The sequence below is a fragment of the Gillisia xinjiangensis genome (genome assembly GCF_046298265.1).
Taxonomy (GTDB): domain Bacteria; phylum Bacteroidota; class Bacteroidia; order Flavobacteriales; family Flavobacteriaceae; genus Gillisia; species Gillisia xinjiangensis.
Window position 1 is genome coordinate 286,992 of sequence record NZ_JBKAHK010000006.1, and the last position, 15,842, is coordinate 302,833.

At 38.3% G+C, this 15,842-nt stretch carries 17 protein-coding genes; 8 read left to right on the forward strand and 9 right to left on the reverse strand.

Translation table 11 applies throughout. The annotated features are described in order from the left end of the window. Positions 1-27 precede the first annotated feature (27 nt). Genes ACKGJN_RS12425 through ACKGJN_RS12440 form a run of 4 tightly spaced genes read left to right on the forward strand, consistent with a single transcriptional unit; the run spans position 28 to position 2,603 of the window. Positions 28-456 (forward strand): BT0820 family HAD-type phosphatase, encoded by a 429-nt coding sequence (locus ACKGJN_RS12425; RefSeq protein ID WP_409539846.1) that lies wholly within the window; start codon positions 28-30, stop codon positions 454-456. After that, the gene (gene map / locus ACKGJN_RS12430; protein ID WP_409539847.1) at positions 453-1,268 is read left to right on the forward strand and encodes a type I methionyl aminopeptidase; all 816 of its coding nucleotides are present in this window, start codon (positions 453-455) and stop codon (positions 1,266-1,268) included. Before ACKGJN_RS12425 ends, map begins: the two co-directional genes overlap by 4 nt. Continuing rightward, positions 1,261-1,824, forward strand: a complete 564-nt coding sequence (locus ACKGJN_RS12435) for an HNH endonuclease family protein (RefSeq protein ID WP_409539848.1) — start codon at positions 1,261-1,263, stop codon at positions 1,822-1,824. Before map ends, ACKGJN_RS12435 begins: the two co-directional genes overlap by 8 nt. Continuing rightward, positions 1,821-2,603: a class I SAM-dependent methyltransferase gene (locus tag ACKGJN_RS12440; protein WP_409539849.1), complete on the forward strand. Its 783-nt coding sequence runs from the start codon at positions 1,821-1,823 to the stop codon at positions 2,601-2,603. The genes ACKGJN_RS12435 and ACKGJN_RS12440 overlap by 4 nt, the downstream gene beginning before the upstream one ends. On the opposite strand, the gene ACKGJN_RS12445 is transcribed toward ACKGJN_RS12440, so the two are convergent. The 8 genes from ACKGJN_RS12445 to ACKGJN_RS12480 all read right to left on the reverse strand — a co-directional run bounded on the left by ACKGJN_RS12445 (position 2,589) and on the right by ACKGJN_RS12480 (position 10,164). After that, on the reverse strand, positions 2,589-3,626 hold the full coding sequence (locus tag ACKGJN_RS12445) for an FAD:protein FMN transferase (RefSeq protein WP_409539850.1): 1,038 nt from the start codon (positions 3,624-3,626) through the stop codon (positions 2,589-2,591). The two genes, ACKGJN_RS12440 and ACKGJN_RS12445, sit on opposite strands and share 15 nt — an antisense overlap. Further along, complete coding sequence (locus tag ACKGJN_RS12450) at positions 3,604-3,963, reverse strand: Na(+)-translocating NADH-quinone reductase subunit F (protein ID WP_409539852.1); 360 nt, start codon at positions 3,961-3,963, stop codon at positions 3,604-3,606. Before ACKGJN_RS12450 ends, ACKGJN_RS12445 begins: the two co-directional genes overlap by 23 nt. A gap of 227 nt (positions 3,964-4,190) precedes the next feature. Then, the gene (gene nqrF / locus ACKGJN_RS12455; protein WP_409539853.1) at positions 4,191-5,480 is read right to left on the reverse strand and encodes an NADH:ubiquinone reductase (Na(+)-transporting) subunit F; all 1,290 of its coding nucleotides are present in this window, start codon (positions 5,478-5,480) and stop codon (positions 4,191-4,193) included. Between the two features lie 15 nt (positions 5,481-5,495). After that, complete coding sequence (gene nqrE, locus ACKGJN_RS12460) at positions 5,496-6,110, reverse strand: NADH:ubiquinone reductase (Na(+)-transporting) subunit E (RefSeq protein WP_409539854.1); 615 nt, start codon at positions 6,108-6,110, stop codon at positions 5,496-5,498. A gap of 23 nt (positions 6,111-6,133) precedes the next feature. Then, a complete protein-coding gene (locus ACKGJN_RS12465) occupies positions 6,134-6,880 on the reverse strand; it encodes an NADH:ubiquinone reductase (Na(+)-transporting) subunit D (protein WP_409539855.1) in 747 nt (248 codons plus the stop codon). 2 nt (positions 6,881-6,882) lie between these two features. Next, entirely contained in the window at positions 6,883-7,626 is a 744-nt protein-coding gene (locus tag ACKGJN_RS12470) for a Na(+)-translocating NADH-quinone reductase subunit C (protein ID WP_409539856.1), read from the reverse strand. 2 nt (positions 7,627-7,628) lie between these two features. Further along, the gene (locus ACKGJN_RS12475) at positions 7,629-8,807 is read right to left on the reverse strand and encodes an NADH:ubiquinone reductase (Na(+)-transporting) subunit B (RefSeq protein WP_409539858.1); all 1,179 of its coding nucleotides are present in this window, start codon (positions 8,805-8,807) and stop codon (positions 7,629-7,631) included. Between the two features lie 13 nt (positions 8,808-8,820). Then, on the reverse strand, positions 8,821-10,164 hold the full coding sequence (locus tag ACKGJN_RS12480) for a Na(+)-translocating NADH-quinone reductase subunit A (RefSeq protein WP_409539859.1): 1,344 nt from the start codon (positions 10,162-10,164) through the stop codon (positions 8,821-8,823). A gap of 166 nt (positions 10,165-10,330) precedes the next feature. On the opposite strand from ACKGJN_RS12480, the gene ACKGJN_RS12485 reads away from it, so the two are divergent. The 3 genes from ACKGJN_RS12485 to apaG all read left to right on the forward strand — a co-directional run bounded on the left by ACKGJN_RS12485 (position 10,331) and on the right by apaG (position 13,077). Continuing rightward, complete coding sequence (locus ACKGJN_RS12485; protein ID WP_409539861.1) at positions 10,331-11,578, forward strand: type IX secretion system plug protein; 1,248 nt, start codon at positions 10,331-10,333, stop codon at positions 11,576-11,578. Positions 11,579-11,704: 126 nt separating this feature from the next. Continuing rightward, on the forward strand, positions 11,705-12,688 hold the full coding sequence (locus ACKGJN_RS12490) for a DUF3667 domain-containing protein (protein WP_409539862.1): 984 nt from the start codon (positions 11,705-11,707) through the stop codon (positions 12,686-12,688). A gap of 2 nt (positions 12,689-12,690) precedes the next feature. Next, entirely contained in the window at positions 12,691-13,077 is a 387-nt protein-coding gene (apaG, locus tag ACKGJN_RS12495) for a Co2+/Mg2+ efflux protein ApaG (protein WP_409539863.1), read from the forward strand. A 9-nt stretch (positions 13,078-13,086) separates the two neighbouring features. Here the strand turns inward: apaG and ACKGJN_RS12500 are convergent, their stop codons facing one another. Then, positions 13,087-13,803: an NRDE family protein gene (locus ACKGJN_RS12500; protein ID WP_409539864.1), complete on the reverse strand. Its 717-nt coding sequence runs from the start codon at positions 13,801-13,803 to the stop codon at positions 13,087-13,089. Between the two features lie 138 nt (positions 13,804-13,941). Between ACKGJN_RS12500 and pruA the strand changes: the two genes are divergently transcribed. After that, positions 13,942-15,570: an L-glutamate gamma-semialdehyde dehydrogenase gene (gene pruA / locus ACKGJN_RS12505; protein ID WP_409539866.1), complete on the forward strand. Its 1,629-nt coding sequence runs from the start codon at positions 13,942-13,944 to the stop codon at positions 15,568-15,570. Positions 15,571-15,842: the final 272 nt, after the last annotated feature.

A 15,842-nucleotide genomic window follows, 5' to 3' on the forward strand; every position in this document is an offset into this window, starting at 1 on the left:
AGCATTTTTCTTGTTAATTTTGAATTTATGTCTAAACATTTGACAATTGCAGTAGATTTTGACGGAACAATTGTAGAAAACCGGTTTCCAAACATTGGTAAACCTATTTTATTTGCTCTGGAAACATTGAAAAAATTGCAGGAAGAAGGCCATCAGTTGATTTTATGGACCTATAGATCCGGAAATGAATTACAGGAAGCTGTAGCTTTTTGTAATTCGAAGGGAATCTATTTCTACTCGGTGAACAAAAGTTATCCGGAGGAAGAATTTGATCATTCCATCAGCAGGAAAATTCAGGCAGACATTTTTATAGACGATAGAAATATTGGAGGATTGCTAGGTTGGGGAGAAGTTTATCTTAAGTTGAGCAAAGAATCTCTAGACAAAGAAAAAAAAATCCTTCAGAACAAAAAATCAAAAAAGAGCATATTAGGCTTGTTTAAATCTAAATTATGATAATTACCAAAACAAGGGAAGAAATAGAATTGATGCGGGAAAGCGCTTTGGTGGTTTCCAGAACCCTTGGCATGATCGCTTCAGAAATAAAACCAGGAGTCACAACCCTTCAGCTGGATAAAATGGCGGAAGAGTTTATACGGGAACAAGGAGCAATTCCCGGTTTTTTAGGATTATATGATTTCCCAAATTCGCTTTGCATGAGTCCAAATGCACAGGTTGTCCACGGTATCCCAAACAACACTCCCCTGGCTGAGGGCGACATTATCTCCATAGATTGCGGAGCCCTTAAAAATGGATTTTACGGAGATCATGCTTATACCTTTGGAATAGGAGAAATTCCCGAAGACACGAAAAAACTATTACAAATAACCAAAGAATCACTTTATATAGGTATAGAAGAATTTCGAATTGGCAACCGGGTTGGTGATGTTGGGTTTGCTATTCAAAAATATTGTGAAGCTCATGGATATGGAGTTGTTCGTGAACTGGTAGGTCATGGCCTGGGAAAAACTATGCACGAGGATCCTGAAATGCCAAATTATGGAAAACGCGGACGTGGAAAGAAATTTATTGAAGGAATGGTTGTCGCAATTGAACCTATGATAAATTTAGGAACAAAAAACATCAAACAGCTTAAAGATGGCTGGACAATACTTACGGCAGACAACAAGCCAAGTGCTCATTTCGAACATGATGTGGCGCTAATAGATGGAAAACCTGAGTTGCTTTCCACCTTTAAATATATCTATGAAGCATTGGGTATTGAAAGTACCGAAGAAGATAAATTCAGGGCTAAAGTATATGATTAAGAACTATCGTCAGGAGCAGTGGAAAACCTTGCATAAGGACATCTGGCAGGACAGATTTTTATATAAGGTATCGAGTTATGGCCGTATTCTAAGCTTTGTGAAGAAAACCGAAGGGGAATTACTCAAAGGCGGAAAAACAGCGGGTTACCTGTCTTTTGTGGTCAATTTAAAAAACGGCAAAAAGAAAAATTATTATTTCCATAGGGTCATAGCTGAATTATTTGTGAAAAAAGCAGAGGATGCAGATTTTGTAATTCACAAGAATTACAAAAAACATGAGAATGAGGCAAATAATCTTGCATGGGCTACTAAAGCGGAATGGGTGCAACACCAATTTGGCAATCCCAGCGTCCAGGAAAATAAGCTCAAGCGAAAATTGCGAACAGTAACCACCTATTCCAAATTATCCTATTCCCAGGCAGTAATCCTTAAAAAGAAACTACTTGATCCCAACCGTAAAACCAGGATCAGGATTTTAGCCAAACAATTTGGGGTTTCAGAAATGCAATTGTACAGGATCAAGTCCGGTGAAAACTGGGGTGATATCAAAGTATGATAAAACAGCTTTTTAAACTCACTTTAAACTCACTTCCACGTCCCCTTCTAATAAGATTGAGTTATTTGGCGAAACCGGTTCTTGAGTTCGCCTTAAAAGGATCAACCTATGTAGATCCTATTGATGGGAAAAGTTTCAGGAAATTTCTACCCTATGGGTATGAAAATCAGCGGGAAAATGTGCTCTCCCCTTCTACTCTTTCTTTGGAACGCCACCGGGTTTTATGGCTGTACCTTAAAAATGAAACAGATTTTTTTTCCAAAAAGCTGAAGGTTTTACATTTTGCTCCGGAACAGGCATTTTATAAAAGATTCCGGAAACTACCCAATTTAGATTATACCACCACCGATTTAAATTCCCCGCTCGCAGATGTAAAAGCAGATATTTGTGATTTGCCTTTTGAAGATAACACCTACGAATTCATCCTGTGTAACCACGTTTTGGAACACATTCCGGATGACACAAAGGCGATGCAGGAAATTTACAGGATTCTTAAGCCCGGAGGTACAGCCATTTTACAAATTCCCCAGGATTTGAACAGGGATTTTACATTTCAGGATGACAGCATAACTTCACAAAAGGAACGGGCAAAAATATTTGGCCAATATGATCACGTTAGGGTTTACGGTAAAGATTTTTTTCAGAAATTAAGAGCTATAGGTTTCGAGGTAGAAGAAGTAAATTACAGCTCCGGTTTAACTTCGGCCGAGATCAACAAATACCGCCTTGCTAAAGGGGAAATTATTCCCGTTTGCACCAAACCGTCATTCAACGTTTAAGGCGTCCTTAAATCCCTGTGAAGTGTAAACTTTCGCATCTTCATCAGCTTCTGTATAAATAAAGTATACATCCACATCTTCCAGGTTCCTCAACATTTCTTTGGATTTTTCAAAACCCATTGCCATAAAGGCGGTAGCATATCCATCGGCCAACGCACAATTCTCTGCCAAAACAGAAACACTCAGTAAATTGCTTTTTTCAGGTTTACCGCTTAACGGGTTTATAGTATGCACAAAACGCTCTTTGGTACTGCTGTCTATCCTGAATTTTCTATAATTTCCCGATGTGGCCATCGCCCTGTTATTGAGCTTTAAAGTAGCCTGAAAAATCCTGTTTCCCTCGGTTTGCTGAGGATCATCTATGGCAACTACCCATGGTTGTTGTCTACCCTGATTGATCCCTTTCGCAACAAGTTCCCCTCCCAGTTCAATTAAATAATCTTCTACATTTTTACTGTTTAGAAAGCGGGCAATTACATCTACGGTAAATCCTTTTGCGATGGCATTAAAATCAATATAGATTCCGGGGTGTTGCTTTTTAAGTATATTATCTGAAGTTAGTTCCAGTTTATTAAAACCAACATACTGCATGATGGAATCGATTTCTGAAATGCTTAATGAATCCAGGTTTTTATCGGGTCCAAATCCATATGCATTTACAAGATTACCAACTGTAGGGTCAAAATATCCATCACTTTGCTTGTATATTTTTTCTGAATACTGAAAAACCTCTCTGAAATTCCCGTCAACCTTTATTCCGGTTTCCCCTGAATTGATCTTTGAGATATCCGAATCCACCTGGTAGGTGCTCATAGACTTATTTATGACACTAAATATAGAATCTAAACTCTTTTCCAAATCCAATTCTTCAGGATGAAAGAATTTAAGCTGATAGGTGGTTCCCAGGGCGGTTCCTGTATAGACTTGTTCATTGGCTCCCTCTTTTTCACATCCGGTAAAAGCAAATGCTAAACAGCCGATAACAACAAATAACCAACTTTTAAATCTTTTGTAATCCATCATAATTCACGATATAATCTTCATCCTTTGTAATTGGCAACTCATAATCTTTGGAATTGGCGAGGCCCACGCCGGCATAAAAGGTCCTGGCGTTGAATTTAAGTGCGTGTTCTTTGATACCTTCCATAAATATTTGGTCGAATTTTTTAGGATCATCGGGATAAAGAATTGCCCTTACCACTACAAAATGTAGCTTCTTATCTTTTAATGCAACAAATTGCGGATTGGATTTTAAATCACTTTTGATTCCCAGAAATTCATATCCCTGATCCTCGAGATCCTTCCCAACGATATTCATCGCGAGGTTGTGAAGCTCCTGTTTGTTTAGTTCATCTTTCATAGCAGGCACTAAAATACAAATATTACAGCAGTGTTAATCCCTCATTGAGGGTTCAATTCCCCGAGGCCTGCCCGAAATGAATTTCATTCGGGCGGGTTGGCCTCGAATTTTTTAAAGTATTCCCCTCATGGACTTGTGCCGAGGTATTTGATTTAGAGGTTGTATTAATATAAATGGACCTACTGAAAATTCAGCAGGTCCATTTATAGCTCTGTATAATTTATATTTTATCCTCCAAAATCATCAAATCTTACATTTTCCGGTGGCACTCCATAATCGTCTGTCATTTGTTGCACAGCTTTATTCATAAGCGGAGGTCCACAGAAGTAATATTCAATATCTTCAGGCTCGTCGTGAAATTTCAAATAGTTATCAATTACCACCTGGTGAATGAACCCTACAAAACCATCCCCTTCATCATCGATATCTTTTTTAACCTTCCAGTTATCCTCTTCCATAGGTTCAGATAAGGCCAAATAGAATTTAAAGTTAGGGAAATCCCTTTCCAAAGCTCTGAAATGTTCTGTATAGAACAATTCCCTTTTAGAACGTCCACCATACCAGAAAGTAACCTTTCTTCCGGTTTTCAAAGTACGGAAAAGATGATATAAATGTGAACGCATTGGAGCCATTCCGGCACCACCACCTACATATAACATTTCTGAATCGCTTTCATTGATGAAGAATTCTCCATAAGGCCCTGAAATAACCACTTTATCATTTTCCTTTCTGGAAAAAATGTAAGAAGAAGCAATTCCGGGATTCACATCCATCCATCCGTTTGCAGCTCTGTCAAAAGGAGGTGTTGCGATACGCACATTCAACATGATCTTTCTTCCTTCAGCCGGGTACGAGGCCATTGAGTATGCGCGTTCAACCGTTTCCTTATTTTTCATGACCAACGGCCATAATTTGAATTTATCCCATTCCTCCTTGAATTTTTCAGGATCTCCGGAATGCTCTTCAGGATGGGCTTCGATGTCCATATCCTTAAACTGGACCTCACATGAAGGAATTTCAATTTGAATATATCCTCCTGCCTTATAATCCATATCTTCAGGGATTTCAACAACAAATTCCTTGATAAAAGAGGCAACGTTGTAATTACTTACTACTGTAGCTTCCCACTTCTTAATTCCAAAAACCTCTTCGGGGATCTGGATTTTCATATCCTGTTTTACCTTTACCTGGCAACCAAGCCGCCAACCGTTGGCGATTTCTTTCCTTGTAAAGTTTGGCTCCTCAATTGGCAGAATTGCACCACCACCTTCAGAGACTATACATTTACATTGTAAGCAGGTACCTCCCCCACCACAGGCAGAAGGCAGGAATAACTTGTTTTCACTTAAAGTTGAAAGCAATGTACCACCGGAACCAACCTCGAGATCTTTTTCGCCGTTTATTTTTATTGTAACCGGTCCGGAAGGAACTAATTTTGCTTTGGCCCACAGTAACACGGAAACCAGTAATAAAATTAATACCAGGAATATAATTACACTTGCGATTATAACTGTCATTATTTCTTTTTTTTATTAAATTTTGATACCCATAAAGCTCATAAAACCTATTGCCATTAACCCACAAATAATGAAGGTAATCCCTAATCCCTTTAATGGACCGGGAACATTGGAATATGCGATTTTCTCACGAATAGCTGCTATTGCCAAAATGGCCAGGAACCATCCCACTCCACTACCTAAGCCATAAGTGATCGCTTCGCTTACTGCGCCAAAAGCTTTTTGCTGCATAAAAAGTGATCCACCAAGAATGGCACAGTTCACAGCGATAAGTGGAAGAAAAATACCAAGTGCGCCATATAATGCAGGGGCAAATTTTTCAACAATCATTTCTACCAATTGAACCATTGATGCTATTACTGCAATAAACATAATAAAACTAAGAAAACTTAGATCTATAGTTGCATACTCGGGACTTAACCATTTCAAGGCTCCGGGTGCAAGCAAATACTCATTTAACAAAAAGTTAATGGGTACGGTAATCCCTAGAACAAATATTACCGCAGCTCCTAAACCAACAGCTGTTTTCACCGTTTTTGATACCGCCAAATAGGAACACATTCCCAGGAAGTAAGCAAAAATCATATTTTCTATGAAAATACTTCTTACAAATAAATTTACATATTCCATAATTCTAATTTTGCTGTTGAAATTTAGTTTTGTTCGATTAACTTACGGTTCCTTGCACGTTGCACCCATATAAGGATACCTACAATAATAAGCGCCATAGGGGATAACAACATCAAACCGTTATTTTCATATCCAAAGGAGTATAGTCCGGTAGATTCTGCCATAGTAGCAGCTTTGTGACCCAACACTTCAAAACCAAATAATTTACCAGATCCCAGCAATTCCCTAAAGAAAGCGACTATGATCAATATTACTCCGTATCCTGCAGCATTACCAATTCCATCAAGGAAAGATTTATAAACCCCGTTACCCAAAGCAAACGCCTCGAGACGTCCCATTATAATACAGTTGGTTATAATAAGGCCCACAAATACCGATAATTGCTTACTCACATCATACGCATAAGCTTTTAAAACCTGATCCACCAAAATAACCAGGGAAGCAACAATTATTAGCTGAACAATGATCCGTATCCTGTTTGGTATAAGATCTCTTAAAAGGGACACTATCATATTTGAAAACGCCATTACAGCAGTTACCGCTATTGCCATTACAATAGCCGGCTCCAATTGAACCGTAATAGCCAATGCCGAACAAATACCCAGTACCTGAACGGTAATAGGATTGTTATCATCAAGCGGATCTGACAATAATTTTCTGTTATTTTTAGATAGAAAATGTTCCCTCTCTGCCGTATTGGATAGGAATAAGACCATTTCTTTCTTTTTAGCCTCCTTTTCTGCAGAAGTTGCTATTATCTCTTTAGCCATAATTATTGAATTGCTACTTTAATTTCCTGTTGTTTCTTGAAGTAAGGCAAGTAATGTTGAAGTCTTTCTGATATCATATCAGAAACCCCATCTCCGGTTATTGTTGCACCAGAAATTGCATCTACTTTAAAATCGGCCTTATCTGTTGGATCCGGACTTCCTTTAACTACTGAAACTCCCATCAGGTTGCCATTTTCATCAAATATCTTCTCATCTGTAAATCGCTCACTGAACCATCCCTGAGTGATTTCAGCACCTAAACCAGGGGTTTCAGCCTTATGGTCAAAAACAGCTCCTTTTATGGTATTCACATCATCTTTAAGGGCAACATAACCCCAGATTGCATCCCATAAACCTTGCCCTCTAAGAGGAACGATGTAGTATTTCTCTCCTTCAATATCAGCAAGATACAAAGGGAATACCTGCTCCTGGGCTGGCTTTTTCAATTCCTTTCCCAGGTCTACCGTAAAGGCATCTGCTTTTTCATTAACACTACCATCAGGATTCAGTGCGATCGTTTCGGTAATGTACTGATTGTATAATGCTTCAGATCCAGCCCGGTCAACTTCAATGCCCACAGTTGCAAGGATATTCTGCATTTTCTCCTGACGAACATTTTCATTTTGTAATGGCTGTAATGAAGTAGCTGCAAAAGCGAGTACACTTCCAACTACCACAACCATTATAATAGCAAACATAAAGGTATACCCGTTGCTATTTGTTTTATTTACTGCTTTCTCTTCCATAACTAAACTGCTGTTTTAATTTGTGTGGCTCCAGATAACCGTTTCTTTCTGCGTTTCACATTGGCCTGGATCACATAATGATCTATAACCGGTGCAAATACATTCATCAATAATATAGCTAACATAATGCCTTCAGGATAAGCCGGATTAAAAATCCGTATCATCACCGCAAATAACCCTATTAAAAATCCATAAATCCATTTTCCCGTTACTGTTTGAGCACCAGAGACCGGATCGGTTGCCATAAATACAACCCCAAAGGCCAATCCTCCAACAATTAGATGTTGATACCAGGGGAAATTTGTAAGACTGTTACCCTCGATACCCATTGATGGTAATGCATTAAAAATAAGTGCCATTACTGCGGCTCCTAAAAACCCGCTTAAAATAATTCTCCAGCTCCCTACTTTGGTAAGTATCAACAAGAGCGCACCTGCTAAAATACAAATGGTGGACGTTTCTGCAATAGAACCCGGGATTACCCCGGAAAACATATTCAGCACACTGTAATCCACATTTTCTCCGGCTGCAAGTGTGCCCAATATGGTTTCTCCAGAAACGGCATCTACGCCGGTTGCTTCACTCACCCAAACTTTGTTACCAGACATGTATGTTGGATATGCAAAAAAAGCAAAAGCCCGGGCCATTAATGCCGGGTTTAAAATATTCATCCCTGTTCCTCCAAATGCTTCTTTACCAATTACCACAGCAAATACTACAGAAAGTGCAACCATCCAAAGTGGGATATCTATTGGCATTATCATGGGAATTAAAAGTCCGGTCACCAAATAACCTTCATTTACTTCATGTCCTCTAATAATTGCAAAAAGAAATTCAAGACCTAATCCTACTCCATATGATACTACGATCATAGGAACGATTTTTAGGGCACCATGTCCAAAAGCTTCCCAAAAACCAACTTCGGTTTGAATTTGTGACAGGTATTGATATCCTCCGTTCCACATTCCAAATATAAGGGCAGGTATTAAAGCCAAAACCACGGTAATCATGGTTCTCTTTAAATCTACTGCATCCCTTATATGAGCTCCTTTTTGGGTAGTGTGATTGGGCGTATATAAGAAAGTATCCAACGCGTTGATAGCGGGGGCATATTTCTCAAGTTTTTTTCCCTTTTGAAAGGGCTCTTTAAATTTATCTAATCGTTGTCTTATCCATTCCATAATAAAAAATATTTTAGCCTACTTCAGTAATCATTAAATCCAAGCCCAACCGAATTATTTCCTGAGCTTCTATTTTCGAGGTATTGACATAATCTATCAATGCAAAATCTTCAGGAGCTACTTCATAGATTCCTAAATTTTCCATTTTTTCAATATCCCCTGCCATGCAAGCCTTCAGAAGCTGCATTGGGTAAATATCCATAGGCAAAACTTCCTCCATTTCCCCGGTAACTACCAAAGCGCGTTCCTCCCCGTTTAAATTGGTTGTAGGTTCAAACTTCTTTTTAGGCATCAACCAGGATAGGGATGTTTTTGAATTTGAATGAATATTATTATACATAAAAGGTAACCATCCAAACATTCTGTACTGATTTCCTTCCGGAATAAGTGTGATAGAATTATGGTAAAAACCAATGTACTGGTTATTGGAAAGTTTATCTCCGGTAAGAACATCACCAGAAATTATCCGGACACTGTCTGGCATTTGCGGTATAAGATCAGAAACATTTGCACCAATTTTGGTCTTATAGTATTTCCTATCCTTGGCTTCACTTCCCGTAACTGCAATAGTACGGTCTGCGTGAAATTCTCCTGTCAAAAATAAGTTCCCTATAATGGATACATCTTCAGCTCCAACAACCCAAACTCTTTCCCCCATATTCAAAGGGTCAAGTTTATGGATTTGAATCCCTACGTTTCCTGCAGGGTGCGGACCTTTAACATGATGTAATTCTACTCCTTTTATCCCTTTCAGGACGGCTTCAGAACTTGCATCTACAGATAGGTGCACTTTCCCGGAAGTCAATTTTTTTAATGCATTTATTCCTTCCTGAAATGCAGCAACTTTATCTTTAAGAATAAACCCAAGATCGGCTGCCAAAGGCGCGGTGCTTAAAGCTGAAATAAAAATCGCTTTTGGAGTATCTTTAGGATCTGCAACAATATCATAAGGACGTTGCTTGATAAAGGCTCCACAGCCACTTTCAAAAATTCTGGATTTCACCGCTTCAGGAGCTGAAGTTTCAGCGTTCATCTTTCCAAAATCCTTATAGGAATCTGTAGGATGTGCTTCTATGATTACTTCCACAATACGACGCCTTTCTGCGCGTTTAATTTCTTTTAGTGTTCCACTAACGGGAGAAGTGAATTTTACATCTTCTGTATATTTGGAATAAAACAACGTTTCTCCGGCCAGCACCATAGCGCCTTCTTTGAGAGTCATTTTTGGAACAACAGAATGAAAATCCGGGGGTTTAATTGCGTAGGTCTTAGAACGTGGAGCTTCAATTATTTGCTTTTCCGCTTCACCTTTTAATCGTAGAGCAAGCCCTCTTTTTATTCGAATGTCTTTTGACATAGGATGGAGTGTAAATTAAAATTATTTTTTAGTGTGCAAATTTACTAATTTTAGGTCTATAAGATCCAAATAATTTAGTGTTTTTTTTAACTTATTAAAAAGTATCCGGCAAAAAATCGAGACCATATTAAAATTTGTAGTTACTTTTATTTAAAATTAAAAATAAATGAACCTCAGCGCCTTAATATTCATATTTCTTTGTGCAGGCAGCTTGTTTGGACAACCCCAAACAGAGACCGTTTCACCAAACTATATCAAAAGTATAATATTAAAGGGAAATGCTGAATTTACCGGGAACCCAATTATACTTCAGGGTCAAACTTTAACATTAGAATTTGATGATATTATAGGAGATGAAGCCGATTATTATTATACTGTAGAACACTTTGACTATAACTGGTCTGCATCAGAATTAGTGAAATCTGAATATCTCGCAGGATTTGATGATGTACGGATCCTGAATTATGAGAACTCCTTTAACACCCTCCAACCCTATACGCATTACAGCTTAAGAATCCCTAATTCTGAAGTGCAGGCATTGAAGGTAAGCGGAAATTATATGATCAAGGTTTTCAACAGCGACAGAGAACTTGTCTTTTCCCGAAAATTTATGGTTTATGAACCAATGGCACAGGTGGCCGTTAACGTTAAAAGATCCCGGGATCTAAACTTTGTGAATTCAAAACAGGTGGTAAACTTCAGTATTAATTCCCCAGATCTTTTACTTCGTAATCCAGATCAAACTGTGAAGGTTCGTATTCTTCAGAATCACAACCTTAAAATGGCTATAGAAAATATAAAACCCCAGTATACTATAGGAAACGAGTTAATATACAGGTATGATCAGCCAACCTCTTTCTGGGCAGGAAATGAATATTTGCAGTTTGACAGCAAAGATATTCGCGCTCCAACAATCAATATAAGCAGGGTAGAATTATTGGATTTATACCATCATTATCTTTTTACAGATCGCTCAAGGGACACCGAACCTTACAGTTATAACCCGGATATAAACGGGCAATTTGTTATTCGTACCATGCAGGGAGAAAACCGGAATATAGAATCGGAATATGTCTGGACACACTTCAGCCTTTTAAGTTATGAACCGCTAAATGGAGGAGAACTTCACCTATATGGGGCCTTTAATAATTTTGAACTGGACGACTCAACCCTTATGAAATATAATCCAGATTCCGGCTTATTTGAAAACGCATTGTTATTTAAGCAGGGTTTTTACAATTACAAATATGTTTTATTGAGAGAAGACGGAACTTTGGACGAAGGCTTTATAAGCGGAAATTTTGATAAAACAGAAAATGAATATATCGTACTGGTCTATTTCAGGGATTTGGGCGCCAGGTATGACCGGGTTATTGGTGTAGGAACAGCAAATTCCGTAAATATCACCAATTAATTGTTTAATTAATAGTTTCCGGATATGAACAACATCCGTTCTTTAACTAAATACAGGGGAGACCACTGTTTAAATTGCGAACATCCTCTTGACCTCAGCGATAAATTCTGCCCGAATTGCGGACAATTGAACTCTATAAAAAAACTCTCTTTTAACGATTTTTTCAATGAATTTTTTAGTGGAATTTTCGCTTACGATTCCCGGTTAAAACGAACGCTAAGCACGCTTCTTTTTCATCCCGGAAAAATCTCAAAAGAATACATTCTGGGAAAACGGGCATATTATGCCAATCCATTTCGGTTTTATTTAAGCGCATCCATTATCTTCTTTATTATTTGGAATTTCACAACCAATTTTGGAGGTATCAATTCAGAAAATCAGGTACCAATCGAGGAATTATCAGAAGAAGACACTCAAAAAATTCGGGAAGGAATGGCCGAAATTCCAGCCGTAGCAGGTCAAATAAATATAGACTCCATAATTACCAAAAAACAGGCAGCTTCAAAAAAAACCTTTCAAGACTATTATATCTCTCAGTTAGAACTCGACAGCCTTACTTTTTTCAACTCATTCCCAAAGCAATTCGAATTATATACCAGGTTTAATAAGGAAACCAAAATCACAACTCCAGAAACAGCATTAGACAACCTAAATCATTCTCAATCTTTTTTTAATGCCTGGGTATTTGAAAAAGCTACCGACTGGAACTTCATCAAATCGAATCCTCAAATTTTTGTGACATATTTTATAAGTAAATTACCATTTATTATTTTCTTCTACCTCCCTGTTTTCGCACTTTTCATCTGGTTGCTCTATAGCTTGCAACCCTTCAATTATATGGAACACCTCATCTTCACCTTCCATGTTCAAACCTCATTTTTTGTGATGACGGGAATAGCTTTGCTGCTGGACGCAATTTTTGTAACCGATGCATTCGTGGGAATAAGCCTTCTTTTATTTCTTTTCTACCTCTATAAAGCTTTAAGACGATTTTACGCACAGGGTAGGTTTTTAACTTTTGTTAAATTTACTTTATTGAATGGAATATTTCTTATTTTAGCAGTAATGGCAGCAGCAATCTCTTTGATTGCCTCATTTGCGATATTTTAGATATGGTCCAACAAGTAACCAGCGGCATTAAGATCTCGGTAGAGACTACTTTTGAAGGCACATTTTATAAGAACTATAAAATTAATTTCGCCTTTGGATACCTCATTACCATAGAAAATCAAAGCAAAGATTCCGTTCAGCTTACTTCCAGGTTCTGGAAGATCAAAGACGCCCTCAATTATACAGAAATTGTTCAGGGAGAAGGTGTAGTGGGTGAAAAACCGGTTTTAAAGCCCGGGGAATCCCATTCTTACAGGAGTGGATGCCTTCTTAAATCTCCCTTTGGCGCAATGAGAGGATACTATAATATGGTCAATTTCACCTCAACCCGAAAATTCAGGGTTTCTATTCCTTCCTTTAAGCTAAGTGCACCCTTTGCCATAAATTAGAACTGGAGTCTAAGTTATTTCAAAATCTTTTTCTGAAATTTCCTTCTTCTGAAGATCTTCGTAAATCATACTGGTTTTTTCTGAAGTTTTAATTATTTGGGTTATACTTTTAGTCTTTATGAAGCCTCTATCCATTATAAGGTCGACATTTTTATTACCCACTCCCCCAGAGTGATGGAAATCCCAAAGGCTTTCAGAAGTAAGATTTTTCTTCTGTTGAAATTCTTCAAACCAGGCTTCCCTAAGTTTTTTCATTTCTGAAGAATATAAAGGCGAAGAGGACCAGATGTGATTTTTTAACCGAAGCTTTTTTAAGTGGGGTTTAGCTCCATCCCACACCAATTCATAAAAATAAAATTCCCGGTTCCAGTCTCCAAGGATCAAAGTGAAGGGCTCAATCCCCTGAAAATTATAGCTGTTTAACTCCACCAGAGGATCTTTTGCAGCCAAAATATCTTTAACCACCACTCCCCTGCTCACGCGGTATTTTTCGGCTCTAATATGTTTTTGAAAACCACCATTCATAAGGCAAACCACCCTTTTATTTGCACTTATTCCTATCCAGGTTCCACCGGCGACGGCATCTTTAGGAAAAAGCAACCGGCTGTTTTTTACGGTATAAAAATTTGGGGATAAGGTTTCCCTTCCCGGCGCTTCATCCCTGTTGGAGGTTAAAACAAAACCGGGATTTTCATCAGAATTAAAAACAAGACTTATAGTGCACATAAAAACAAACCTAAAGAATTCTGAATTTACAAAATTAATTAGGTTTAGGTAAATCCTTATATGGTGAACAGATAAAAACCCTTTAATTTTTTTATCTTTAGCGACCAGAAATAAAAACATAAAAAAGACAAAAATATTATGGGAAAAGGATTTTTTCAAGTTCCAACGGCAGTGAATGAACCAATTAAAACATACGCTCCTGGAACTCCAGAACGGGAAGAAGTATTGCTTACCTACAAGGACATGTATAACACCAAAATGGAAGTTCCGCTTTATATAGGTTCCGAAGAGATAAAAACAGGCGATACGGAGACTATGCATCCCCCACATGACCATAAGCATAACCTTGGAATTTATCATACTGCAAAAAAGAAACATATCACCCAGGCTATTTCCACGGCGCTTGAAGCGAGAACCGCCTGGGCAGATCTTGAATGGGAACAACGTGCAGCTATTTTCCTGAAAGCAGCCGATCTTATAGCCGGACCATACCGGGCCCGAATCAATGCAGCTACCATGATAGCTCAGTCCAAAAATATTTTTCAGGCTGAAATCGATTCCGCTTGTGAACTTATAGATTTCCTCAGATTCAATGTAGAATATATGGCAGAAATTTATGAAGACCAGCCAGAATCCTCTGAAGGGGTTTGGAATAGATTGGAATACCGTCCCCTGGAAGGATTTGTGTATGCAATCACTCCGTTCAACTTCACTGCAATCGCCGGAAATTTGCCATCCAGTGCAGCTTTAATGGGAAATACAGTTATATGGAAACCAAGTGACAGCCAGGTATATTCTGCCCAGGTGGTTATGGAAGTGTTTAAAGAAGCGGGAGTGCCGGATGGAGTTATAAATATGGTGATGGGAGATCCTGTAATGATTACGGATACAATTCTTGCAAGTCCGGATTTTGCCGGAATTCACTTCACCGGAAGCACAAATGTCTTCAAAGGAATTTGGGCAAAAATCGGTCAAAACATACACACCTATAAAACCTATCCCAGGATCGTGGGAGAAACCGGCGGAAAGGATTTCATAGTAGCTCACCCAAGCGCTGTTGCAAAACAGGTTGCCACCGCTATTACCAGGGGAGCATTTGAATTTCAGGGACAAAAATGCAGCGCAGCTTCACGGGGTTATATCCCTAAAAGCTTGTGGCCTGCAGTAAAGAATTTCATCATTGAAGATGTAAATTCATTTAAAATGGGCTCCCCGGAAGATATGAGCAATTTCATTACCGCTGTTATTCACGAAGGTTCTTTTGATAAACTGGCCGGATTTATAGATAGGGCTAAAAAAGATAAAGATGCTGAAATAATCGTTGGTGGGAATTATGACAAATCTAAAGGTTACTTTATAGAACCAACAGTTATTTTAACTACCAATCCTAAATATGCCACCATGGAAACCGAATTATTCGGACCCGTGATGACTATTTATGTATATGACGATAAAAAATGGGAAGAAACCTTAAAACTGGTAGATGAAACCAGTATCTACGGGTTAACCGGAGCTATTCTTTCTACAGACAGATATGCTGCAACACAGGCAACAAAAGCCCTTCAGAATGCTGCCGGAAACTTTTATATCAACGATAAATGTACAGGAGCCGTTGTTGGTCAGCAACCATTTGGAGGAGCGAGAGCCAGTGGAACCAACGATAAAGCAGGTTCTAAACTCAATTTACTGCGATGGATCTCGCCAAGACTTATAAAGGAAACTTTTGTTCCTGCAACCAATTACAGATACCCATTTATGGGCGAGTAGATTTTTAAATATAACCAGTTAAAAAACCCACAAACTGAAAAGTTTGTGGGTTTTTTTATAGACACACTTCAAATTTACTACAGGGAACCTAAAATTGTAGGGTAAAACTTCTCACTTTTTTAAATATCCCGTTAATTCATCGTTCAGGTCGCTCTTTTAACGATTATTAATACCCTTCGCCGAAAAGGCAGGGTTTTAATTTTAAATCGTTGTATCTTAGATCGTTAACAAGCTTTCCCCAAAAGTTTCATTTCAATTTAAACGTCTTCAAT